Origin of the sequence: Paracoccus limosus (assembly GCF_009711185.1) — a bacterium.
Lineage (GTDB): Bacteria > Pseudomonadota > Alphaproteobacteria > Rhodobacterales > Rhodobacteraceae > Paracoccus > Paracoccus limosus.
The window spans coordinates 1-21751 of the sequence record NZ_WMIF01000020.1 but is presented as its reverse complement, the minus strand read 5'-3'; the positions used below and the strand labels follow the sequence as shown (position 1 = coordinate 21751).

23 protein-coding genes and 1 pseudogene are annotated in these 21751 nt (G+C 67.1%); 12 read left to right on the top strand and 12 right to left on the bottom strand.

The genetic code is table 11. The annotated features are described in order from the left end of the window. Positions 1 to 4: 4 nt before the first annotated feature. The 3 genes from GL279_RS13705 to GL279_RS13695 all read right to left on the bottom strand — a co-directional run bounded on the left by GL279_RS13705 (position 5) and on the right by GL279_RS13695 (position 3436). Positions 5 to 895 carry a methylenetetrahydrofolate reductase gene (locus GL279_RS13705; protein WP_155065209.1) on the bottom strand — a complete coding sequence of 297 codons (891 nt, stop codon included), beginning with the start codon at positions 893 to 895 and terminating at the stop codon, positions 5 to 7. Between the two features lie 122 nt (positions 896 to 1017). Next, positions 1018 to 2397 (bottom strand): FAD-binding oxidoreductase, encoded by a 1380-nt coding sequence (locus tag GL279_RS13700; RefSeq protein WP_155065208.1) that lies wholly within the window; start codon positions 2395 to 2397, stop codon positions 1018 to 1020. A 70-nt stretch (positions 2398 to 2467) separates the two neighbouring features. Continuing rightward, positions 2468 to 3436 (bottom strand): DUF808 domain-containing protein, encoded by a 969-nt coding sequence (locus GL279_RS13695; RefSeq protein WP_155065207.1) that lies wholly within the window; start codon positions 3434 to 3436, stop codon positions 2468 to 2470. Positions 3437 to 3667: 231 nt separating this feature from the next. Between GL279_RS13695 and cobS the strand changes: the two genes are divergently transcribed. The 6 genes and pseudogenes from cobS (at position 3668) to GL279_RS13665 (ending at position 10223) form a co-directional block, all read left to right on the top strand. Then, positions 3668 to 4642 (top strand): cobaltochelatase subunit CobS, encoded by a 975-nt coding sequence (gene cobS, locus GL279_RS13690; protein ID WP_155065206.1) that lies wholly within the window; start codon positions 3668 to 3670, stop codon positions 4640 to 4642. A gap of 90 nt (positions 4643 to 4732) precedes the next feature. Next, positions 4733 to 5014, top strand: coding sequence for a hypothetical protein (locus tag GL279_RS13685; RefSeq protein WP_155065205.1), 282 nt, complete (start codon positions 4733 to 4735; stop codon positions 5012 to 5014). A 145-nt stretch (positions 5015 to 5159) separates the two neighbouring features. After that, a pseudogene (locus tag GL279_RS13680) lies at positions 5160 to 5324 on the top strand (hypothetical protein); the annotation flags it as partial. 107 nt (positions 5325 to 5431) lie between these two features. After that, entirely contained in the window at positions 5432 to 6349 is a 918-nt protein-coding gene (locus tag GL279_RS13675; protein ID WP_155065203.1) for a glutaminase, read from the top strand. A gap of 60 nt (positions 6350 to 6409) precedes the next feature. Beyond that, positions 6410 to 8272 carry a cobaltochelatase subunit CobT gene (cobT, locus tag GL279_RS13670; protein ID WP_155065202.1) on the top strand — a complete coding sequence of 621 codons (1863 nt, stop codon included), beginning with the start codon at positions 6410 to 6412 and terminating at the stop codon, positions 8270 to 8272. A 139-nt stretch (positions 8273 to 8411) separates the two neighbouring features. Beyond that, entirely contained in the window at positions 8412 to 10223 is a 1812-nt protein-coding gene (locus GL279_RS13665; RefSeq protein ID WP_155065201.1) for an aminopeptidase P family protein, read from the top strand. 45 nt (positions 10224 to 10268) lie between these two features. Here GL279_RS13665 and GL279_RS13660 read toward each other — a convergent pair whose 3' ends face one another. After that, positions 10269 to 11318 carry a DUF475 domain-containing protein gene (locus GL279_RS13660; RefSeq protein ID WP_155065200.1) on the bottom strand — a complete coding sequence of 350 codons (1050 nt, stop codon included), beginning with the start codon at positions 11316 to 11318 and terminating at the stop codon, positions 10269 to 10271. 118 nt (positions 11319 to 11436) lie between these two features. Between GL279_RS13660 and GL279_RS13655 the strand changes: the two genes are divergently transcribed. After that, positions 11437 to 12129, top strand: coding sequence for a DUF1045 domain-containing protein (locus GL279_RS13655; protein WP_155065199.1), 693 nt, complete (start codon positions 11437 to 11439; stop codon positions 12127 to 12129). Positions 12130 to 12150: 21 nt separating this feature from the next. On the opposite strand, the gene GL279_RS13650 is transcribed toward GL279_RS13655, so the two are convergent. Then, complete coding sequence (locus GL279_RS13650; RefSeq protein ID WP_155065198.1) at positions 12151 to 13107, bottom strand: CorA family divalent cation transporter; 957 nt, start codon at positions 13105 to 13107, stop codon at positions 12151 to 12153. A gap of 131 nt (positions 13108 to 13238) precedes the next feature. Between GL279_RS13650 and GL279_RS13645 the strand changes: the two genes are divergently transcribed. Then, positions 13239 to 14381: an amidohydrolase family protein gene (locus GL279_RS13645; protein WP_155065197.1), complete on the top strand. Its 1143-nt coding sequence runs from the start codon at positions 13239 to 13241 to the stop codon at positions 14379 to 14381. 46 nt (positions 14382 to 14427) lie between these two features. On the opposite strand, the gene GL279_RS13640 is transcribed toward GL279_RS13645, so the two are convergent. From GL279_RS13640 to GL279_RS13625, 4 genes are read right to left on the bottom strand one after another with little or no spacing between them, the layout of a single operon-like run. After that, positions 14428 to 15381 (bottom strand): 2-hydroxyacid dehydrogenase, encoded by a 954-nt coding sequence (locus GL279_RS13640; RefSeq protein WP_281348982.1) that lies wholly within the window; start codon positions 15379 to 15381, stop codon positions 14428 to 14430. Further along, positions 15378 to 15710, bottom strand: a complete 333-nt coding sequence (locus GL279_RS13635) for a tRNA-binding protein (RefSeq protein ID WP_343039816.1) — start codon at positions 15708 to 15710, stop codon at positions 15378 to 15380. Before GL279_RS13635 ends, GL279_RS13640 begins: the two co-directional genes overlap by 4 nt. Beyond that, on the bottom strand, positions 15707 to 16510 hold the full coding sequence (gene proC, locus GL279_RS13630; RefSeq protein WP_155065196.1) for a pyrroline-5-carboxylate reductase: 804 nt from the start codon (positions 16508 to 16510) through the stop codon (positions 15707 to 15709). Before proC ends, GL279_RS13635 begins: the two co-directional genes overlap by 4 nt. Positions 16511 to 16537: 27 nt before the next feature. Then, the gene (locus tag GL279_RS13625; RefSeq protein WP_155065195.1) at positions 16538 to 17041 is read right to left on the bottom strand and encodes a type III secretion system chaperone family protein; all 504 of its coding nucleotides are present in this window, start codon (positions 17039 to 17041) and stop codon (positions 16538 to 16540) included. A gap of 230 nt (positions 17042 to 17271) precedes the next feature. On the opposite strand from GL279_RS13625, the gene cobD reads away from it, so the two are divergent. After that, on the top strand, positions 17272 to 18234 hold the full coding sequence (gene cobD / locus GL279_RS13620; RefSeq protein ID WP_155065194.1) for a threonine-phosphate decarboxylase CobD: 963 nt from the start codon (positions 17272 to 17274) through the stop codon (positions 18232 to 18234). Here the strand turns inward: cobD and GL279_RS13615 are convergent. From GL279_RS13615 to GL279_RS13605, 3 genes are read right to left on the bottom strand one after another with little or no spacing between them, the layout of a single operon-like run. Next, positions 18218 to 19261, bottom strand: a complete 1044-nt coding sequence (locus GL279_RS13615) for a 5-(carboxyamino)imidazole ribonucleotide synthase (RefSeq protein ID WP_155065193.1) — start codon at positions 19259 to 19261, stop codon at positions 18218 to 18220. The two genes, cobD and GL279_RS13615, sit on opposite strands and share 17 nt — an antisense overlap. Beyond that, positions 19254 to 19739, bottom strand: a complete 486-nt coding sequence (gene purE, locus GL279_RS13610; RefSeq protein WP_425495608.1) for a 5-(carboxyamino)imidazole ribonucleotide mutase — start codon at positions 19737 to 19739, stop codon at positions 19254 to 19256. Before purE ends, GL279_RS13615 begins: the two co-directional genes overlap by 8 nt. 51 nt (positions 19740 to 19790) lie before the next feature. After that, the gene (locus GL279_RS13605; protein ID WP_155065191.1) at positions 19791 to 20009 is read right to left on the bottom strand and encodes a YdcH family protein; all 219 of its coding nucleotides are present in this window, start codon (positions 20007 to 20009) and stop codon (positions 19791 to 19793) included. A 173-nt stretch (positions 20010 to 20182) separates the two neighbouring features. On the opposite strand from GL279_RS13605, the gene GL279_RS13600 reads away from it, so the two are divergent. From GL279_RS13600 to GL279_RS13590, 3 genes are all read left to right on the top strand, one after another. Then, positions 20183 to 20665, top strand: a complete 483-nt coding sequence (locus tag GL279_RS13600; protein ID WP_155065190.1) for a hypothetical protein — start codon at positions 20183 to 20185, stop codon at positions 20663 to 20665. A 123-nt stretch (positions 20666 to 20788) separates the two neighbouring features. Next, the gene (locus GL279_RS13595) at positions 20789 to 21199 is read left to right on the top strand and encodes an Hsp20 family protein (protein WP_155065189.1); all 411 of its coding nucleotides are present in this window, start codon (positions 20789 to 20791) and stop codon (positions 21197 to 21199) included. A gap of 12 nt (positions 21200 to 21211) precedes the next feature. Further along, the gene (locus tag GL279_RS13590; protein WP_155065188.1) at positions 21212 to 21439 is read left to right on the top strand and encodes a DUF1150 family protein; all 228 of its coding nucleotides are present in this window, start codon (positions 21212 to 21214) and stop codon (positions 21437 to 21439) included. Positions 21440 to 21751: the final 312 nt, after the last annotated feature.

The window sequence follows — 21751 nt, the reverse complement described above, 5'->3', positions numbered from 1 at the left end:
CCGCCTAATGGCGCCCAAAGACCTCGGCGCCGGCCCCGGTCAGGCGGGCGTTGATCCATTGGATGCCGTCATCGAACCCGCCAAAGGGATAGAGGTGCAGCCGGACCTGACCCAGATCCTGCACCGCGAGCCCCGCGGCCAGCCGGTCGAAAAAGCGCTCGGGCCCGACGCGCTGCAACAGGTTGGTCAGCGACAGCCCATAGCGGCGCGCGATCTCGGCCGAGGTGACGACGCCGAACTGTCTGGCAAAGCGCAGCAGCTTGCCGACGCTGGCCGGGCCGGGCACGCCGATGCGCACGGGAACGTCGATGCCCTCGGCGCGCAACCGTTGCAGCCAGGCCAGGATCGCCTCGGCATCAAAGCCGAACTGGGTGGTGATCTCGACCGAGCAGCCCATGTCGCGCAGGAAGCCGACCTTCCAGATCAGCGCGCGCCACAATTCCTCGGGCGCGATCTTGGGATGGCCCTCGGGATAGGCGACGATGCCGACACGGCGGATGCCATGACGCTGCACGATGCCGCTTTGCATCAGGGCCAGCGAATCCTGAAAGGGCCCGGCAGGCGACGACGGATCGCCGCCAACAAGGATGAAGCGCTGCGGTGCCGCCTCGGCGATCAGGGCCTGCAACAGCGCATCGCCATCCTCGCGCGACCGCAGGCGGCGCGACGAGATGATCGGCACCGGCTCGAAGCCGCAGCGCCGGATGGTGCGGGCGGCATTGACGCGCTGCGCATGGTCCTCATTGCCCAGAAAGGCGATGTTGATCGGCGTGCCGGGCGGGATGACGGCGCGGGCCGCCTCGACCTGCGCGATGTCCTTGCCAGTCACTTCCAGCGTATAGGCCGCCGGCCGCAGTTGCGCGGCAGGGCTTTCCTGCCTCGGGCTGATGTCCATTCTTTCTCTCCCCCGGATTCGGTCATGTCGATGCTGCCAAGGCCGCTTTCGCGCAGGATCCGGGCCCATCCCCCCGGACGCGCGGGCAAGGGGCCGGGCGCCGCCGCCCCGCCCCCAAGGGTTCAGTTCGCCTCGGGCAGCATCTTGCCGGGGTTCATGATGTTTTCGGGGTCCAGCGCCGCCTTGATCGCGGCCATGACGCCGATCGCCTCGCCATGCTGGGCGCGCATCAGCGGGCGCTTGCCCAGACCCACGCCATGTTCGCCGGTGATGGTGCCGCCGACGGCCAGCGCGCGTTCGGCCATACGGCCGGCGACGCGCTTGGCGGCAGCCAGCTCGGCCTCATCGCCCGGCATCACCAGCAGTTGCGAATGGAAATTGCCGTCACCGACATGGCCGACCATCGGACCCAGAAGCCCCTCGCCATGAATATCCTCGGCCGCGGCCGCCACCGCCGCCGGCAGATGCGACATCGGCACGCAGATATCCGTCACCACCGCCGTCGCCCCCGGCCGCAGCGCCAGACAGGCACGATAGGCGCCATGGCGCATCCGCCACAGCGCGGCGCGTTCCTCGGGCGTGGTGGCCCAGTCAAAGCCCTCGCCGCCGAATTCGGTCGCCAGCTCGCCAAAGCGCTGCACGTCCTCCTTGACCGAGACGGGCGAGCCGTTGAATTCGACCATCAGATGCGGCTGTTCGCGCAGCTGGCTGCCCGAGAACCGGTTGAAGGCGCGGGCGGCATCGGCATCGACGAATTCGATGCGCGCCATCGGGATGCCCGACTGGATGGTGGCGGTGACGCATTCCACCGCCGCATCCAGCGTCGGAAAGGCGCAGACGGCGGCGGCGACTTCCTCGGGCTGGCCGTGCAGGCGCAGGGTCAGTTCGGTGATGATGCCCAGCGTGCCCTCGGCGCCGACGAATAGCCCGGTCAGGTCATAGCCGGCCGAGGATTTCGCCGCGCGCGTGCCGGTGCGGATGATGCGGCCATCGGCCAGCACCACCTCAAGCGCCAGCACATTGTCGCGCATGGTGCCATAGCGCACCGCCGTGGTGCCGCTGGCCCGCGTCGAGGCCATGCCGCCAAGGCTGGCATTCGCGCCGGGATCGACCGGAAAGAACAGGCCGGTGGCGCGCAGCTCTAGGTTCAGCGCCTCGCGCGTCACGCCGGGCTGGACCGAGACCTGCATGTCCTCGGCCCGCACCTCCAGCACGCGGTCCATGCGCATCATGTCCATGACCACACCGCCATGCGTGGCCAGCGCGTGTCCTTCAAGCGAGGTGCCGGTGCCCCAGCCGATCACCGGGACGTGGTGGCGGTGACAGATCGCCATGATCGCCGAAACCTCGGCGGTCGAGACCGGCCAGACCACGGCATCGGGCGGCGGCGCGCGGTGAAAGGTCTCGGACTGGCCGTGCAATTCGCGTTCGGACAGCGCCTCGGAATAGCGGTCGCCAAGAAGCTCGGCCAGAGCGGTGCTGGCGGCGGCGGGAACGGGCATGGAAAGCTCCCCAGATCTGGTATGCCAGCCCAGATAGGCGCGGGGCGCAAAAAGGGCAATGGCGCAGGTGTCACACCCGCGCGCCGAACAGCCCCTTGATCCCGGCGATCACCGGCGAGACGACGTGCTGCGCCACCGGGATCAGCACCATGCCCAGCACAAGCCCAAGGATGCCGTCGAAGAACGCCGTGCTGGCCCATTCCGCCAGACCCGGTGCCGCCGGCAGCGCCTCGGCCGCCGCCTGCGAGGTCGCGCGCACCCATTCATAGGGCTGATGCTGGCCCAGCTCGTGCAGGCCATGCACGACGATCTGGCCGCCGACCCAGATCATCGCGGCGGTGCCGACCACGGTCAGCAGCTTCATGAAACCGGGCATGACATGCACGATCCCCCGCCCCAGCCCGGCCAGCGCGCCGCCGCGCTCGGCCAGATGCAGGCCGAAATCGTCGGCCTTGACGATCAGCGCGACGAATCCATAGACGGCCACGGTGATGCCGATGCCGACCACGGCAAGGATCAGCGCCTCGGTCCAGATCGAGTCGCCATCCGGGATCGCGGCCAGCGCGATGGTCATGATCTCGGCCGAGAGGATGAAATCGGTCTTGATCGCGCCGCGCACGCGCTCTTCCTCCAGCCCCGCTGTGCCCGCCGGGGTGACGGTCAGCACCGGCTCATTGACCTTGTGGCTGGAAAGCGCATGGGCGACCTTTTCGGCGCCCTCGAAACACAGATAGGCGCCGCCCAGCATCAAAAGCGGCGAGATCAGCCACGGCGCGAATGCCGACAGCAACAGCGCGATGGGCAGCAGGATCACCAGCTTGTTGATCAGCGAGCCGCGCGCGATCTTCAGCACGATGGGCAGTTCGCGCGCGGCGGAAAAGCCATGCACATATTTCGGCGTCACCGCGGCATCGTCGATCACCGCGCCCGCAGCCTTGGCTCCGGCCTTGACCGCCTGCCCCGCCACGTCATCCACCGAGGCCGCCGCAATCTTGGCGATCCCCGCCACATCGTCCAGCAAGGCCAGCAATCCGCTCATCCGTCCCTCATCTGCATCGGAGCCCTGCGGCGCATCAGGCGTCACGGGCATGTGATCCGAGTTCTGCGCAAGGAACGCGCCGAGGGCAAGCTTGGTTCGGCCCCCGCCTGCGCAGGCGCGCGACGATACCCCGCCCTGCGGCACGGCGACGCGGCCAGATTTGCCGGGCCCGGTGCTTGCGCCGGAACGGGGAATGCGCGATCAATGCCCGATGCGAGGAAAGGGCCCGAGATGCTGGACGTGAACGCAAAACCCACCGAAGAGATCGACCTGCGCGAGGTGTTCGGTCTGGACTCCGACATGAAGGTCAAGGGCTTTGCCGAGCGCACCGACCGCGTGCCCGAGATCGACCCGACCTACAAATTCGATCCCGACACCACGATGGCGATCCTTGCGGGCTTTGCCTATAACCGCCGGGTGATGATCCAGGGCTATCACGGCACCGGCAAATCGACCCATATCGAACAGGTCGCCGCCCGGCTGAACTGGCCCTGCGTGCGGGTGAACCTTGACAGCCACGTCAGCCGGATCGACCTGATCGGCAAGGACGCGATCAAGCTCGTTGACGGCAAGCAGGTCACGGTGTTCCACGAAGGCATCCTGCCCTGGGCGCTGCGCAACCCGACCGCCATCGTCTTCGACGAATACGATGCGGGCCGCGCCGACGTGATGTTCGTGATCCAGCGCGTGCTGGAGGCCGATGGCAAGCTGACCCTGCTGGACCAGAACGAAGTCATCACGCCGAATCCCTGTTTCCGCCTGTTCGCGACCGCGAACACCGTCGGTCTGGGCGACACGACCGGCCTTTATCACGGCACGCAGCAGATCAACCAAGGCCAGATGGACCGCTGGTCGCTGGTCTCGACGCTGAACTATCTGTCGCATGACGCCGAGGCGGCGATCGTGCTGGCCAAGAACCCGACCTACAACACCGAAAAGGGCCGCAAGATCATCAACCAGATGGTCACGCTGGCCGATCTGACCCGCACCGCCTTCATGCAGGGCGACCTGTCCACGGTCATGTCGCCGCGCACGGTGATCGCCTGGGCGCAGAACGCGCGCATCTTTGGCGACAATATCGGCTATGCCTTCCGCCTGACCTTCCTGAACAAATGCGACGAGCTGGAGCGCCAGACCGTGGCCGAGTTCTATCAGCGCCTGTTCGACGAGGAACTGCCGGAAAGCGCGGCGGTCAAGGCGGGGTGATGCGGGCGGCGGTCTAAAAGACCGCGGCGATGACTTGAAAAGCTGGTGTGACAAGCCTTCACAACTAAAACGTTAACAAATGGTGATGTTATGTTGAAGCCGTCGACGATCATGTTCTCCGCCGCTAAGAAAACTGCTGCCACAGCACTTGCCGGTGGTGCTGGAACAGCAGCGCTCAAGACGGCCGGGATTGCTGCTGTCAAGCATTCTGCCGGCAAGTTTATCGCTACTCGTGCAGGTCTTTACCTCGCAGGGACGATTGGTGCGCCGGCACTTGGCGTTGCGGCAGCGCCAATCGTTACAGTGGTGGCGGCGGCTTCCACTGTTGCATTAGTTGCTGGTGGCGTCGTCGCTGCTTCTCGTGGGCTCTGATTAGGACGTTTCGCCGACACAGACTTTTTGTCTGCTTGGCGAGAAGGCGCTTACAGATGCCGAGCGTGTGCTCGGCATCTTTTTCATGCTAACAGCCGTTGAAATCTGACCTTCTTCGGAAACTTCCAGGATGCCTAGTAAAGCCATGAAAAAACCCGACAACCCCGCCGATCCGTTCAAGAAGGCCCTGACCGAAGCCACCCGCGCCATGGCCGAGGCTCAAGAGCTGAACGTGACCTTCAGCGCCGATCCCTCGGGCGTCTCGGGCGTTGCCATGCGCCTGCCCCGTGACACCGCCGATGCCATGGCCGATGAAGCCGCACCACGCTACAGCGCCCCTTGCGGAACGCCTCGCCGCCGGACAGTGACAGGCGCGACGCCGCAACCCTGATCCCTTACCCCCACACCGAGCCCATCATGACGCCAGACCTGTCCAGCTTTCTCGCCCGGTTGGACCAAGAGATCCGCGCCCGCGCGGATTGGGGCAAGGTCGCGGATTACATCCCCGAACTGGCCCGTATCGACCCGGCGCAATTCGGCATCGCTGTCTGCCTTGCCGATGGCAGCCTGCATCAGGCCGGCGATGCGCAGAAACGCTTTTCGATCCAGTCGATCTCCAAGGTATTCTCGCTGGCCTGCGTGCTGGGCCGGATCGGCGAACAGATCTGGACGCGCGTCGGACGCGAGCCCTCGGGGTCGCGCTTCGATTCCATCCTGCTGCTGGAGCAGGAAAAGGGCCGGCCGCGCAATCCCTTCATCAATGCCGGCGCCATCGTCACCACCGACGAACTGCTGACCGGCCGCAGCCCGCGCGATGCCCTGTCCGAAATCATTGCCTTTCTGTCAGCGGCGGCGGGCGACAGCGACATCCATATCGACAAGCATGTCGCGGCCTCGGAGGCGGCGACCGGGTTTCGCAATATCGCGCTGGCGAATTACCTCAAGAGCTTTGGCAATCTGAAGCACCCGGTCGATCACGTGCTGGGCACCTATTTCCACCAATGCGCCATCGAGATGACCTGCGTGCAGCTGGCCCGCGTCGGGCGCTGCATCGCCGGCCTGCCGGGCGCGCCACAGATGATGACGCCGGCCAAGGCGCGGCGGCTGAACGCGCTGATGATGAGCTGCGGCCATTACGACGCCTCGGGCGATTTCGCCTTTCATGTCGGCCTGCCGGGCAAAAGCGGCGTCGGCGGCGGCATCCTGCTGATCGCGCCCGGCCGGGCCTCGATCGCGATCTGGTCGCCGGGGCTGAACGGCTATGGCAATTCCCAGATGGGCAGCCATGCCGCCGAGCGGCTGGCCCAGCACATGGAATGGTCGGTCTTTGGTTAGGCCCGCCCGCCCCATCTTGCCCTTGCCGCGACCGCCTGCCGGTGCTCTATGGTGATTGCCATGAAGAAATCTGACAACCCCGCCGATCCGTTCAAGAAAGCCCTGACCGAGGCCACCCGCGCCATGGCGCAGGAACACGAGCTGAACGTGACCTTCAGCGCCGACCCCTCGGGCGTTTCGGGCGATACCATGCGCCTGCCGCAGGTCAGCCGCCGCCTGACCCGCGACGAGGTGCTGCTGGCCCGTGGCACCGCCGATGCGTTGGCGATGAAGCTGCGTCACCATGACGCGGCCACCCATGCGCGCTATGCGCCCGCAGGCCCGATGGCGCGCGATCTTTACGAGGCGATGGAAACCGCCCGCTGCGAGGCGCTTGGCGCGCGCGACATGCCGGGGGCTTTGTCCAATATCGACGCCAAGCTGGGCCATGAGGCCGAGCGCAAGGGCTATGGCCAGATCAAGGCCGCAGCCGACGCGCCGCTGGCGGTGGCGGCGGGCTATCTGGTGCGGCAGGCGGCCTCGGGACGGGCGTTGCCGGCCGCGGCGCAGCATGTCGCCGAATTGTGGCGGCCCTTCATCGAAGAACAGGCCGGCGCCGATCTGGAGCAGGTCGGCGAGGTGCTGACCGATCAGGCCGCCTTTGCGCGGCTGGCGCGCAAGGTGATCTCGGATCTGGGCTATGGCGACCAGCTGGGCGAAGACCCGGACGAGCCGCAAGAGGACGATGCCGACGACAACGCCGAACAGGATGAGGACGCCGGCAGCGACCAGTCCAACGATCAGGATCAGGACGAGGAGGCCGAGGCGAGCCCCGAGCGCAGCCAGGAGCAGACCCAGGACGAGCGTCAGGCCCAGGTCAGCATGGACGACCAGTCCGACGATGAAATGGCCGACGAGGCCGAGATGTCCGAGGCCGAAAGCCCGCCCGACATCCCGCCCCCCGTCAGCGAGGCGAGCCCCGAATACAAGGTCTTTACGCAGGATTTCGACGAAGAGATCCGCGCCGAGGATCTGGCCGACCCGGCCGAGCTGGAACGTCTGCGCGCCTATCTGGACAAGCAGCTGGAACCGCTGCGCGGCGCGGTGTCGCGGCTGGCCAACAAGCTGCAGCGCCGCCTGCAGGCGCAGCAAAGCCGCAGCTGGGAATTCGACAAGGAAGAGGGCGTTCTGGACGCCGGGCGCTTGGCCCGCGTGGTCGCGAACCCGACGACGCCGCTGTCCTTCAAGGTCGAAAAGGACACCGAGTTCCGCGACACGGTGGTGACGCTGCTTCTGGACAACTCGGGCTCGATGCGGGGTCGCCCGATCAGCATTGCCGCGATCTGCGCCGATGTGCTGGCGCGCACGCTGGAACGCTCGCAGGTCAAGGTCGAAATCCTTGGCTTTACCACCCGGGCATGGAAGGGTGGCCAGAGCCGCGAAAAATGGCTGGCCGATGGTCGCCCCGCCCAGCCGGGCCGGCTGAACGACCTGCGCCATATCATCTACAAGGCCGCCGACGCGCCATGGCGCCGGGTGCGCCCGAACCTTGGCCTGATGATGAAAGAGGGGCTGCTCAAGGAAAACATCGACGGCGAGGCGCTGGAATGGGCGCATCGCCGTCTGGTGCGCCGCCCCGAACAGCGCCGCATCATGATGGTGATTTCCGACGGCGCCCCGGTCGATGACAGCACGCTGTCGGTGAACCCGGCGAACTTCCTTGAAAAGCACCTGCGCGACGTGATCGCCATGATCGAAAAGAAAAAGCAGGTCGAGCTGTTGGCCATCGGCATCGGCCATGACGTGACGCGCTATTACCAGCGCGCGGTGACGATCACCGATGCCGAACAGCTGGGCGGCGCCATGACCGAACAGCTGGCCGCGCTGTTCGAATCCGACCCGCGCAAACGCGCCCGCGCCATGACCCAGCGCCGCGCCGGCTGACCTTGCCCCGGGGGCGGCTGGCGCCACCCGCATCGCCCTGCCCCCAATCGCGCCACGGCGTCACGCTTGGCCATGCCCGGCCGCGGCGATATGACAGATCCGATCCGCGCCCGCGCGGCCAGCGATGACAGGAAAGCCCATGTTCCAGACCTATGACAGCCAGTCCAACCCCGCCCTGCATCCTCCTCGGCTGGACGCCCTGCGGCGCGAATTGGCCGGGCGCGGGCTGGATGGGTTTCTGGTGCCGCGCGCCGATGCGCATCAGGGCGAATATGTCGCCGCCCGCGACGCACGGCTGGCCTGGCTGACCGGCTTTACCGGCAGCGCCGGCTTTTGCATCGTCACCCCCGACCGCGCCGGCGTGTTCATCGATGGCCGCTACCGGGTGCAGGTCAAGGCCGAGGTCGACCCCGCAGCCTTTACCCCGGTGCCATGGCCCGAGGTGCGCCCCTCGGCCTGGCTGGCCGAGGCCCTGCCCGAAGGCGGGCGCATGGGCTATGACCCCTGGCTGCACACGCGCCGCGAAATCCGCGAGATGGAAAAGGGGCTGAGCGGTTCGGGCATCGCGCTGGTCCCGGTCGAACACAATCCGATCGACGCGATCTGGCCAGACCAGCCCGAGCCGCCGCTGGGTCCGGTCCGGCTGTGGCCCGATGCCGTCGCCGGCGAGACCGCCGCCCAGAAACGCGCCCGCATCGCCGGGCTGCTGCGCGCGGGCGATAACCACGCCGCCGTGCTGACCCTGCCCGATTCGATCAGCTGGCTGCTGAACATCCGGGGCGCGGATGTGCCAAAGAATCCGGTGGTGCAAAGCTTTGCCATCATCGAAGAGGACGGTCGCACCGCCGTCTTTGCCGATCCGCAGAAATTCGGCGCCGAGGTGCGGACGGCACTTGGCAATGAGGTAACGGTGCTGCCGGTCGAGGCCTTTGGCGTGGCGCTGACCAATCTTTCCGGTCCGGTGCTGGTCGATCCGGCCAGCGCCCCCGATGCCGTGTTCCGGCTGGTGGAAAGCATGGGCACCGACATTGCCGAGGGCGCCGATCCGGTCATCATGCCCAAGGCCTGCAAGAACCCCGCCGAAATCGCCGGCATGCGTGCCGCGCATCTGCGCGATGGCGTGGCGGTGACGCGGCTTTTGTGCTGGCTGGACCAGCGCGCCGCCGATCTGGACGGTGAGCCCCTGACCGAGATCGACGTGGCGCAAAAGCTGGAGGCGCTGCGCCGCGATGAAGGCATCCTCGACATCAGCTTCGACACCATCTCGGCCACCGGGCCGCATGCGGCGATCCCGCATTACCGCGTCTCGCAGGCCAGCAACCTGCGCATCCTGCCGGGTCAGGTGCTGCTGGTCGATTCGGGCGCGCAATATGGCGACGGCACCACCGACATCACCCGCACCCTGCCCATGGGGCCGATCCCCGAGGCGGCGAAGCGCCCCTATACCCGCGTGCTGCAAGGCATGATCGCGCTGTCGCGGGTGCAGTTCCCGCGCGGCGTCGCCGGCTGCCATCTGGATGCGCTGGCCCGCGCGCCGCTGTGGTCCGAGGGCATGGATTACGATCACGGCACCGGCCATGGCGTCGGTGCCGGCCTTTCCGTGCACGAAGGTCCGGTGCGCATCTCGCGCGTGTCCAAGATCGCCTTGCAGCCCGGCATGATCCTGTCGAACGAGCCCGGCTATTACCGCGAGGGTGCTTTTGGCATCCGCATTGAAAACCTGATCGTGGTCACCCCGGTCGACAGCAGCGACGGCCGGCAGATGCTGGGCTTTGAGACGCTGACGCTGGCGCCGATCGACCGGCGGCTGATCGACACCACCCTGCTTGGCGCCGATGAGGTTGCGTGGCTTGACGCCTATCACGCCCGCGTCCGCGCCGAGATCGGCCCGCTGCTGGACGGCCCGACCCGCGACTGGCTGGAACTGGCGACGCGCCCGCTGGCGCATTGAGGCAAGGCCTTGGGCGCCCCCTTGCCGGGGCGCCCGAAGGCCCGCTCAGGTCTTGTCGGGATGGCGGCGGCGCCAGCTCAGCGAGTTGACAAAGGCCACCGCAATGAAACAGGCGCCCAGAAGCCCGGTGACATATTCCGGCACCGGCCGCAGCGTCTGCACGAACATCAGGATCGACAGCGTCAGGATCGACCAGAAGGCGCCGTGCTCCAGATAGCGGAACTGCGCCAGCGTGCCCTTGTCGACCAGCATCACCGTCATCGAACGCACATACATCGCGCCGATGCCCAGCCCGATGGCGATCAGAAACAGGTTCTGCGTCAGCGCAAAGGCCCCGATCACCCCGTCAAAGCTGAACGAGGCATCAAGGATTTCAAGGTAAAGGAACGCGCCCAGCCCCGCCCGCGCCAGATCGCCCTGCGACGGCGCACCGCCCCAGCGGTCCAGCACATGCCCCAGCGCATCGACGCCCAGATAGGCAAGGATCCCCCAGATCGCCGAGATGGCAAAGGCGGGATCGCTTTGATCGGGCAGAAAGCGCAGGATGATCATCATGCACAGCAGCACCAGCCCGATCTCGATGCCCCGGATCTCGCCCAGCTTGCGCAGCGCCTCCTCGATCCATTTGATCCAGTCGACGTCCTTGCCCTGATCAAAGAAATAGTTCAGCGCCACCAGCATCAGAAAGGCGCCGCCAAAGCCCGCGATGGGCAGATGCGCCCTGTGGATGATCTCGGCATAGTCCTGCGGCCGGGTCGCGGCCAGACGCAGCGCCTCGACCGGGCCAAGACGGGCAGCGATAACCACGACCAGCAGCGGAAACAGCACCCGCATGCCAAAGACCGCGATGAGGATGCCCCATGTCAGGAAACGGCGCTGCCATTTCGGCGTCATCTGTTTCAGGATCTGCGCGTTGACGATCGCATTGTCGAAGCTGAGCGAGATTTCCAGCACTGCCAGCACCGCCGCGATCATCACGAAGGACAGGATCCCCTGCCCGCTGCCGGTGTATTCCCAGCCGACCCAGCCCGCCAGGGCCAGTCCAAGGACAGTAACGGCAAAGGCCCAGGACAGATAGCCGAGCGTCGATTTCATCTGACATCATCCGGTTGAGCAGCGCTGATCCGAGTCCTAGACTTGGCGTCGCGCCGGGGCAAGCCAGCCACCGGCGTTTTCGGATCGGCACCCGCGCGGTCCATGCAAGGAGCCCGCCATGCCGTTTCGCCGCCTCGCGCTTTACCACCTGCCCGACGGGCCCCTGGGCGCATTCGGCGCGGCCTGGCTGGGCTGGGACGCCCGGCGCGGCGCGACCCTGCCCCGACCCGAGCTGCCGCATCTGCCCGACGAGGCCGAGACCCTGACCGCCGTGCCGATGCGCTACGGCTTTCACGCCACGCTGAAGGCGCCGTTCCGGCTGGCGCCCGGCCATGAGGTGCAGGACGTGGCGCGGCGGGCGCGGCTGGTCTGCGACCATCTGACGCCCTTTGACCTGCAACTGGAACTGGCGCGCGATTATGGCTTTGTCGCGCTGCGCCCGCGACAGCAGCCACCGCAGTTGCAGGCGCTGGAGCAGGCGCTGGTGACGCGGCTCGACGATCTGCGCGCGCCGCTCAGCCCCGAGGAACGCGACCGCCGCCGCCCCGACCTGCTGCCCGAACCGGCGCGCCGGCATCTGGATCACTGGGGCTATCCCCATGTGCTGGAGCTGTTTCAGTATCACCTGACGCTGTCAGGTCAGCTGGCGGCCGAGGACGCGAAGGCGCTGTGTCAGGCCTTGCAGGCCCCGCTGGCGCCGCTGCTGGCCCAGCCGATGGCGGTCAAGGCCGTCGCTTTGGTCGGCGAGGATGCCGAGGGGCGTTTCCACCAGATCGAGGAAATCCCGCTTCTGGGTCAGATAGCCGACTAATCAATGTCTTGCAGGCGACAGTTAAAGCCAGTTCTTGATCTTCAGCAGGATCAGCACCCCGATCACGGAACTGACCATCAGCCCGGCGGCCAGCCCCAGCCCCATGTTCCAATGCGTGGTCGGGAACACGTCGAAGTTCATGCCGTAAAAGCTGGTGATCAGCGTTGGCGGCAGGAACAGCGCGGTGATCACCGACAGGATCCGCACCCTTTCGTTCTGCTGCAACCCGATCATGCCCATGGTGGCGTCGATGGTCATGCCGATGCGCGAGGTCAGGAAATCGGCATGCACCTCCAGCGCCTGAATATCGCGCTGGGTCGCGGCGCGCAGCGAACGGGTGCTGCCCGACTCGGCCCGCTGTGCGGAACCCGCGGCCTGATAGACAAGGATGCGGTCCATCGACAAAAGCCCCATCCGCACCCGGCCCATCAGCTCGGCCTGATGGCCGATGGTGACCAGCGCGGTCTTGAGGTCGTCGTCATCGGGCGCCTGCACCCCCAGCACCCGCCCGGCGGTGGCATCAAGCACCTTGCCCACCGCCTCGGAAATATCGGCAAGCCGGCCGACGATTTCCTCGACCAGCCCCAGAAACACCCGCTCGGGGCTGGAACAACCGGCCGAAGAGCGGTCGGCGCGGACGGAAAAGGTCTCAAAGGGGCGCGGCGCATGGTGGCGCACGGTGACCAGCCGCTGCTGGTTCAGGATGAAGGTCACCGGCATCGCGGCATGTTCGCCGTCGGGCAATTGCCCCGGCAGCACCGCCGTCATGTAAAGCGTGCCATTGTCGGTATAAAGCCGGTTCGAGATCTCGATCTCTTCCATGTCGGCCAGCGTCGGGATCTCGTAGCCCATGGCCGTGACCGAGGCGACCTGCGAATCCAGCGGCCGATACAGGTCGATCCAGATGGCCGAGGTCAGCTCGGCATCGCTGGGAATGGGCGACAGACCGGCACCGGTGCTGACATAAGCATAGAGCATCGGATTCTCTCCGTCTGGCCTGTTGTGGCGCAAACTGCGCAGTCGGCGGGTCAGCGTCAAGCCCCGCCCCCATGTCATGCGGTTTTCACACCGCACAGCCATAATGCCCGCAAATCCGGCCGAGGCCCGCTATGACCGACCTGCCCCCGATCCGCCTGACTGGCGCCACCATCCTGCGCGACGGCGCTCTGCGCCAACGCTCGGTCGCGATTCAGCGCGGCCGCATCGGCAAGGGCCCGCTGCCGGCGGTCGATCTGGAAGGCTATCTGATTCTGCCCGGCATCATCGATCTGCTGTTCCTGCCGCCCTCGGCCGGCACGCCGGCCTCGCGGCTGCGCGAGGCTGCGGCCACAGCGGCGCGGGCCGGCATCACCACGGCATGGCTGGCGCCTCTGTGGTCATGGCCCGAAAGCAACGAGCCGCCGGCAGCCGCGCAGGCATTCCTGCATGCGCTGGCGCAGGCGCCCGATCTGCGGCCGGACCTGCGCCCCGGCCTGCGCATTGAAAGCAGCCGCAGCGATTGCACCGACGCGCTGGTCGCGCTGTGCCGCAACCTGCGCCCCGAACTGGTCTATCTGGAAAACCGCGCCGACGCGCTGGAGGAACGGCTGCGTCAGGCGCCGCAGGCATTGCCCGAGGCCGCCGCCGCGCAGGGCATGAGCGCCGCCATGTTGCAGCACCTGCTGGATCAGGCCGCGCGCAGCCGGCGCGAACGGCCGCGCCACCTGTGTCGGTTGGCCGAATGTTTCGAGGACATCGGCGCCCGCTATGGCAGCATCGGCGATCCCTGCGGCATCACGCGCGAGATGCATTCGATGATCGGTGCCAGTCTTGCCGCCTGCCCCGGCGGCTTTTCCGCCGCCGCCGCCGCCCGCGCCATGGGTGATCCGGTGCTGCTGCCCGCCGCGCAAGAGGATCGGCTGCGCGACCTGCTGCGCAGCCGGCTGGGCGATGCGCTGGTGTCGGGCGGGGCGCCGCAGCGCCTGCTGCCTCTGGTGCTGGATCTGGCCGGGCCCGACCTTGCGGGCCTGCCGCAGCTTTGGCCGCTGCTGTCCGAGCGCCCGGCCGAGATCATGCGTCTGGCCGATCGCGGTCGGCTGGATCTGGGCTGCCGCGCCGACCTGATCGTGGTGTCGCGCATGACCGGCCAGATCGAGGCGACGATCAGCGCCGGCCGGCTGATCCACCTTGCAGGCCATGCCTGCGCCCGCTTTGCCCGCGCCGGGATCACCGGTATCACCGGGCTGGACCAGATGCCGATGGCGGCGGAATAGCGGCACCCGGCCCGCCACCGGGCCGGTTCACGCGGTCAATTCAGGCTCAGTTCACCCGGTCGGGCAAGGAGCGCCCCTCGGCCCATGCCTGCAGGTTGCGCAGGGCACGCAGCCCCATCTCGGTGCGGACCTCCTCGGCGGCGGTGCCCAGATGCGGCAGCAGCGTGACGTTTTCCAGCTCCAGCAGCCCCGGCGAGACGCGCGGCTCATGTTCATAGACGTCCAGCCCGGCGCCGGCGATGCGGCCCTGTTGCAGCGCCTCGACCAGCGCCGCCTCATCGATGATGTCGCCCCGGGCGATGTTGATCAGGATGCCATCGCGGCCCAGCCGGCCCAGCTCGGCCGCGCCGATCATATGGCGGGTATGCGCGCCGCCCGGCACCGCCACCACGGCGAAATCGGCCGTGGCCAGCAGCTCGTCCAGACTGGCCAATTGCCGCGCCGGCAGGTCCAGCGCCGAAACGGTCGAGCGGTTGTGAAACACCACATCCATGCCAAAGCCAAAATGGCAGCGCCGGGCGATGGCCTTGCCGATGCGGCCCATGCCAATGATGCCCACCGTCTTGCCCGAGACATGACGGCCCAGAAGCTGCGTCGGCTGCCAGCCGATCCAGTCGCCGCGCCGCAACAGCCGCTCGCCCTCGCCGGCACGGCGCGCGGTCATCAGGATCAGGGTCAGCGCGATATCGGCCGTGGCCTCGGTCACCGCGTCGGGGGTATTGCTCACCGGGATGCCCGCTGCGGCAGCGGCGGCCACGTCGATATGGTTGAAGCCCGCACCGAAATTCGCGATCACCTTGCAGCGCAGCGCGCCCCGAAAGGCCTCGGCGCCAAAGCGGTCGCCCAGCGTCGGCATCACCGCATCATGGTCGCGCATCGCCTGCGCTGCCTCATCGCAGCTGAGCCCCTGCGTGCGCTCCAGAATGGTCACGTCAAAGCGCTCGCGCAGCGCGGCCTCGGTTGCGGCCGTCATCGGCCGGGTCACCAGAAGTTTCTTCAAAACAGTTTTCCTCCCTCGGGCACCTGCTGGTCGGGGGTGATCAGCACCACCTGCCCCGTGGCATCCGGCAGGCCCAGCACCAGCACCTCGGATCGCACCGGGCCGATCTGGCGCGGCGGGAAGTTGACCACCGCCAGCACCTGCTTGCCGATCAGCGTCTCGGGCGCGTAATGCGCCGTGATCTGCGCCGAGGACCTGCGTTCGCCAATCTCGGGGCCGAAATCCAGCCACAGCTTGATCGCGGGCTTGCGCGCCTCGGGGAAGGGCTCGGCGCGGATGATGCGGCCGATACGGATATCGACCTTTTCGAAATCCTCGTAGCTGATCACTTGCCCAGCTCGCGGCTGCGCGCGGCGGCGGCGGCGATGGTGGCGCGCATCAGCGGCGGCAGGCCGGTCCCGGCATCCATCAGCACCGCAAGCCCGGCGGCGGTGGTGCCGCCCGGCGAGGTCACGTTTTCGCGCAGCCGGGCCGGATCCTCATCGCCCGAGACCGCCAGCGCCCCGGCCCCGGCCACCGTGGCCCGCGCCAGCGCCAGCGCCAGATCGGGGGCCAGCCCCTCGGCCACACCGGCAGCAGCCATGGCCTCGATCAGGTGGAACACATAGGCCGGCCCCGAGCCCGACAGCGCCGTGACCGCATCCATCTGCCCTTCGTCCTGCAGGCGCACGACGCGGCCCACGGCGGCCATCAGCGCCTCGGCCAGATCCAGCTGCGCGGCGCCGGCCTTGGCATTGCCGATGATGGCGGTGATGCCCTGCCCGATGGCGGCGGGGGTGTTGGGCATGGCGCGCACGATCGGCGCGGCGGGAAAGGCCGCCTCATAGGACGCAATCGTGACCCCGGCCGCGACCGAGACCACCAGCGTATCAGGCCCCACCGACAGGCGCGGCAGCACCTCGGCCATCATCTGCGGCTTGACGGCGATGACCAGCACGGCGGGATCCGCAGGCAGCGCGCCATTGACCGAAACGCCGAAACCCGCCAGCTCCGGCCGGGGATGGGGCTCGATCACCTGCACGGCGCTGGCCGTCAGCCCGTTCTTCAGCCAGCCGTCCAGCAGCGCCCCGCCCATGCGGCCACAGCCGACCAGAACCAGCCCGCGCGCATTCACATCCGAAAAGTCCATGGTATCCCGCTATCCCGTCCCGAAAGATCAGGCGCGACCGTAAGCCTCGGACATGGCGATGTCCATTGCGGCCTCGGGCGAGGCATCGCCCCAGCACGCCAGCTGGAAACAGGGGTAGAAGCGTTCGCAATTGTCGATGGCGGTGCGGATCATCTGGTCGATCTGTTCGGGGCTGGCGATCGCCTCGCCCGACAGCACCAGGCCATAGCGCCAGACCATCAGCTTTTGCGGGCTCCAGAAAGTAAAGCCGCCGTCCCAGACCTGATCATTGGCCAGGTTCAGCACCTCGTAAAGCGCGGGCAGCCGCTCGGCCGGGGGGTCCATGTCAAAGGTGCAGATCAGGCGCAGCACCTCTTCGCGGCCCGACCACGCCAAGGTCAGGGAATAGGTACGCCATTGCCCCTCGACCGCCATGGCGATCTGATCCTCGGCCAGCCGGTCGAAATCCCAGTCGCGATGCGCCGCCACCGTCTCGACGATGTCGATGGGATGAATCTCGTCACTGTGGATGAAGTCACCAAGCTGCGCCATGTTCCCCCTGCCTTTCCAGAGTAGGGCAAGCCCCCCGCATCTGGTGGGCCAAGACTACACCCGGCGTAGTTTCCGGAATGTGCTTACTAGATATCGTGTTCCGGTTCCATGAGGGTGTAAAGAGAAAATTCCGTTACCCGCACAGGTTTCGCTGCAACTGCATTCCCTTGACCGCCGCCGCAGCGCAGGCTTGAAAGGCGGCCATCGCAGGTCAGGGACAGGAGGGGCGGATGCGCGACCATGGCGGCGATCTGGACAGCGCGGCGCGGGCCTTTGGCGCGGCGGAATGGATCGACCTTTCGACGGGAATCAACCGCAGGCCCTGGCCGGCGCCACAGCTTTCGGAGCATGCGCTGATCGCGCTGCCGACGGCGCAGGACAACGCCCGGCTGATCGCGGCGGCGGCGCGGCTTTACGGCACGTCGCGCAGCGAGATCCTGCCGCTGGCCGGGGCATCGGCGGCGATCCAGCTGGTGCCGCATGTGCTGCCGGGGCGGCAGGCCGCCGTGCTGTCGCCGACCTATAACGAACATGCGGCCAGCCTTGCCGCCGCCGGCTGGAGCCTGCGCGAAACGCCCGATCCGGCAGCGCTGGCCGGCGCCGATCTGGCGGTGATCGTCAACCCCAACAACCCCGACGGGCGCAGCTTTACCCCGACCGAAATCGCCGGGATCGCCGCCACGGTCGGGCATCTGGTGGTGGACGAAAGCTTTGCCGACGCGCGCCCCGATCTGTCCGTCGCAGCCGACCGGCCGGCGAATGTGACGGTGCTGCGGTCATTCGGCAAGTTCTGGGGCTTGGCCGGGCTGCGGCTGGGCTTTGCCATCGGCGCGCCCGATCTGCTGGCGCGCATGGCCGAGCGCGCGGGACCATGGTCAGTCAGCGGCCCGGCGCTGGAAATCGGCGCGCTGGCGCTGGCCGACCGGGACTGGCACGAGGCCACGATCACCTGGCTCTCCGAGGCCGCGCTGCATCTCGACCAGATCGTCGGCCCGCAGTGGCCGCTGGTCGGCGGCACGCATCTGTTCCGGCTTTACGACACGCCCGATGCGCCAGCCGCGCGCGACCAGTTGGCCCGCGCCGGCATCTGGAGCCGGATCTTCCCCTGGCATCCGCGCTGGATCCGGCTGGGCATCCCCGGCAGTCGCGAGGAATTCGACCGGGTGGCCCGCGCGCTTACAGCAGACGGTTGATATGGCCCATCTTGCGGCCGGGGCGATGCGCGCCCTTGCCATACAGATGGACCTGCGTGCGCGGCTGTTTCAGCAACTCGGGCACACGCAGCACGTCATCGCCGATCAGGTTCTCCATCTCGACATCGGCATAGCGCTGGCCATCGCCCAGGGGCAGACCGGCGACGGCGCGGATATGCTGCTCGAACTGATCGACCGCGCAACCGGCCTGCGTCCAGTGGCCCGAGTTGTGGACGCGCGGCGCGATCTCGTTCACGATCAGGCCCTTGGGCGTCACGAACAGCTCGACCCCCATCACGCCGACATAATCCAGCGCGTTGACGATCTTGGCGGCCAGCAGCACGGCATCGGTCAGCAGCGCCTGCGACAGCCCGCAGGGCACCGTCGTCGTGCGCAAAATGCCCTCGCGGTGCACGTTCAGGCCCGGATCAAAGGCCGAGACCTGGCCATCGACGCCGCGCGCCACGATGACGCTGACCTCGGCCGAGAACTTAACGAATCCTTCCAGCACCGAGGGCGCGCCGGTCCAGTCGCGCTGGTCCTTGTCGCCAAAGCGGATCTGGCCCTTGCCGTCATAGCCCATGCGCCGGGTCTTCAGGATCGCGGGCGCGCCCAGCGCCGCAAGGGCGGCGGGCAGCTCGGCCTCGGTCTCGACATTGCGATAGGGCGCGGTGGTCAGGCCGATGCCGGTCAGGAAATCCTTCTCGGTCAGCCGGTCCTGCGACACGGCCAGCGCGCGGCGGTTCGGGCGGATGGGCCGAAGCGATTCCAGAAGGTCCAGCGCTGCGGTCGGCACGTTCTCGAACTCATAGGTGATGACATCGACCGATTCGGCAAAGGCGCGCAGGGCCGCCTCGTCCTCATAGGGGGCGGTGGTCACGACATGGGCCACATCGCCCGCCGGCGCCGCGCCCGGCTCATAGATATGCGTGCGATAGCCCAACCGGCTGGCCGCGACCGAGAGCATGCGCCCCAATTGCCCGCCGCCCAGAATGCCGATCACCGAACCTTGCGGCAGTTCACTCATCTTTCGGCTCCTCGGGAATGGAATCGGACAGCGCCTGACGCCAGGCATCCAGCCGCGCCGCCAGGTCCGGGTCGGAAATCGCCAGAATGCCCGCAGCCATCAGCCCGGCATTGGCCGCACCCGCCGCGCCGATGGCCATGGTGGCGACAGGATAGCCCTTGGGCATCTGCAGGATGGAATAAAGCGAATCGACCCCCGACAGCGCCTTGGTCTGCACCGGAACGCCGATCACCGGCACCCGCGTCTTGCTGGCCATCATGCCCGGCAGATGCGCGGCCCCGCCCGCACCGGCGATGATCACCTTCAGCCCACGCGATACGGCGCTTTTGCCATAGTCCCACAGCCGGTCCGGCGTGCGATGCGCGCTGACGATGCGCGTCTCATAGCCGATGCCCAGCTCGTCCAGAATGACGGCGGCCTCGCGCATGGTGGGCCAGTCCGACTGGCTGCCCATGATGATCCCGACGGGTTTTTCCATCAAACGCCCCCTTTTGCGCCCTGCCCTATCTTGCAGGACCGCGCGATGCAATCAGGCGATGATATCCGGCGTCAACTCGTCCTCGATCCGGGCGATGCGATCCTTGAGCGCCAGCTTTTGCTTTTTCAGCCGCTGCAACGTCAACGAATGGGTCAGCGATTGCGTGGCCAGCGCCGCGATCGCCTCGTCCAGATCCCTGTGCTCACGGCGCAGCACCTCCAGCTTGGCGCGGGCGATTTCCTCGTGAGACATCTCGTATTGGGCATTCATCTGTCGGGCCTCGGGCTGGACTTGGCTTGTTATAGCCGAGTGTTTGCATTCTGTTAATGGCCTTGGCCGAAGTGGTTAACAACTGCCCGAGACCGGCTGCGGGCGAAAATATCCTTGCCGTCGCGCGCGGGCTTTGCGCAGCTTGCCCCCAAACGATCCCGAGAGGAAAGGCCATGCCCCACCTGCCCCTTGCCGCGCTGGCCGCTAGCGCGGCGCTGCTGGCCGCGGCCCCCCAGATCGCGGCCCAGACCGCACCCCAACCGCAGGCCGAAACCGCCACGCCCGACCCCGCCCCCGCATGGAGCGCGGGTCAGGGCAATGACGGGCGCCAGCAATTCGCCCGGATTACGCAGCCGCCGCACCGGCTGACCTATCTTTGCCAGCGTGGCGGCCCCGACATGCTGGTGATCGAGGGCATGTCCGGCCGCGTCGAAAACCTGCGGTTGCGCATCGACGACCAGCCGCAGGCGCTGCGCTTCATGCAGCACGGGCCGCGCCGGACCGCACCGGCGCAGTTGGGCTCGCCGTTGATCCGGGCGATGTTTTCGGGAAAAATCCTGACAGTGCAAGATGATGCGGGCAGTGCCAGCTTTGCGCTGGACGGGGCCCAGCCCGCCATGCGTCAGGCCATGGGCCGCTGCCTGCGCCGCAGATAGGCACGCCAGACCGGCCGCGCGCCGCCCCTTGTTTCAGCCGGGCCGCCTCCACATATAGAGGGCACGGCAGGTCGCCGCCACGGGATCTGCCGCAACAGTCGCTTGACGATGACAGGGCTGCACATGACCAAGATTTCGCTGGCCACGCATCCGTTCCTTCTGGGCTTTGACCAGCTTGAACGCCTGGCGGAGCGGGCTGCAAAAGGCGCCGAGGGCTATCCGCCCTACAATATCGAACATCTGGGCCCGGACGGGTTCCGGATCACTCTGGCGGTGGCGGGTTTCTCGGACGAGGATCTCAGCATCACGCTGGAAGATCGGCAGTTGGTCGTGCGCGGCCGGCAGGCCGAGACCGACAGCGAGCGGGTCTTCCTGCACCGGGGTATCGCCGCCCGCGCCTTCCAGCGCAGCTTCGTGCTGGCCGATGGCGTCGAAGTCGTCGCCGCAGAACTGCAGAACGGCCTGCTGCACGTGGACCTGCACCGCTCGGTTCCCGACAGCATCGTGCAGACCATACCGATCAGCCGCAAATGAAAGGGGATCGCAATGAACGAAAAGTTTGATTTCGGCCCGGAAGCTTCGGGCAACACCGTCTATATCCGCCGCGTCGCGCTGGACAGCCTGCCCGACGAGGTGCGCCGTCAGGTGCCCGACGTGGACGCGCTTTATGCCGTGCATGGCATCGACGGCGAACGTCTGGCGCTGGTCAAGGACCGCAACCTCGCCTTTCTGCTGGCGCGCCAGAATGAGCTGAGCCCGGTCAGCGTGCACTGACCGGCCCCGCAAAGCCCGACCTTCGGGTCCGGCTTTCGGGTCCCGCCAATAGGCCTGCAACGCATCGCTGCCCGTGGCGGCGGTGCGTTATCGTGTCCAGCCTGCAAAAATGCAGGCAATTCCCGCAAAAGATGCAATGTGGAAACGATTTTTTAGGACTTCTGTCCTACATCTTACACATTATGGGTAAGCGCGACGCTGATCCCCTCCTGCCGCTGGTGATCTGAACGGGCCAATCTCCGTGCGCATGAACGTCGGAGGTGTTGGCTTGGAACGAGACGGCAAAATGGGCGGCCATTTGGACGGCTTCTC

Coding starts and splice junctions, on each gene's coding strand:
- GL279_RS13605 (WP_155065191.1), bottom strand. CDS start 20,009: ATGAATGCCCAATACGAGATGTCTCACGAGGAAATCGCCCGCGCCAAG.
- GL279_RS13650 (WP_155065198.1), bottom strand. CDS start 13,107: ATGCTCTATGCTTATGTCAGCACCGGTGCCGGTCTGTCGCCCATTCCC.
- GL279_RS13700 (WP_155065208.1), bottom strand. CDS start 2,397: ATGCCCGTTCCCGCCGCCGCCAGCACCGCTCTGGCCGAGCTTCTTGGC.
- GL279_RS13655 (WP_155065199.1), top strand. CDS start 11,437: ATGCCGTTTCGCCGCCTCGCGCTTTACCACCTGCCCGACGGGCCCCTG.
- proC (WP_155065196.1), bottom strand. CDS start 16,510: ATGGACTTTTCGGATGTGAATGCGCGCGGGCTGGTTCTGGTCGGCTGT.
- GL279_RS13685 (WP_155065205.1), top strand. CDS start 4,733: ATGTTGAAGCCGTCGACGATCATGTTCTCCGCCGCTAAGAAAACTGCT.
- GL279_RS13645 (WP_155065197.1), top strand. CDS start 13,239: ATGACCGACCTGCCCCCGATCCGCCTGACTGGCGCCACCATCCTGCGC.
- cobD (WP_155065194.1), top strand. CDS start 17,272: ATGCGCGACCATGGCGGCGATCTGGACAGCGCGGCGCGGGCCTTTGGC.
- GL279_RS13590 (WP_155065188.1), top strand. CDS start 21,212: ATGAACGAAAAGTTTGATTTCGGCCCGGAAGCTTCGGGCAACACCGTC.
- GL279_RS13615 (WP_155065193.1), bottom strand. CDS start 19,261: ATGAGTGAACTGCCGCAAGGTTCGGTGATCGGCATTCTGGGCGGCGGG.
- GL279_RS13705 (WP_155065209.1), bottom strand. CDS start 895: ATGGACATCAGCCCGAGGCAGGAAAGCCCTGCCGCGCAACTGCGGCCG.
- GL279_RS13595 (WP_155065189.1), top strand. CDS start 20,789: ATGACCAAGATTTCGCTGGCCACGCATCCGTTCCTTCTGGGCTTTGAC.
- GL279_RS13695 (WP_155065207.1), bottom strand. CDS start 3,436: ATGAGCGGATTGCTGGCCTTGCTGGACGATGTGGCGGGGATCGCCAAG.
- cobS (WP_155065206.1), top strand. CDS start 3,668: ATGCTGGACGTGAACGCAAAACCCACCGAAGAGATCGACCTGCGCGAG.
- GL279_RS13660 (WP_155065200.1), bottom strand. CDS start 11,318: ATGAAATCGACGCTCGGCTATCTGTCCTGGGCCTTTGCCGTTACTGTC.
- GL279_RS13675 (WP_155065203.1), top strand. CDS start 5,432: ATGACGCCAGACCTGTCCAGCTTTCTCGCCCGGTTGGACCAAGAGATC.
- cobT (WP_155065202.1), top strand. CDS start 6,410: ATGAAGAAATCTGACAACCCCGCCGATCCGTTCAAGAAAGCCCTGACC.
- GL279_RS13665 (WP_155065201.1), top strand. CDS start 8,412: ATGTTCCAGACCTATGACAGCCAGTCCAACCCCGCCCTGCATCCTCCT.
- GL279_RS13600 (WP_155065190.1), top strand. CDS start 20,183: ATGCCCCACCTGCCCCTTGCCGCGCTGGCCGCTAGCGCGGCGCTGCTG.
- GL279_RS13625 (WP_155065195.1), bottom strand. CDS start 17,041: ATGGCGCAGCTTGGTGACTTCATCCACAGTGACGAGATTCATCCCATC.
- purE (WP_425495608.1), bottom strand. CDS start 19,739: ATGGAAAAACCCGTCGGGATCATCATGGGCAGCCAGTCGGACTGGCCC.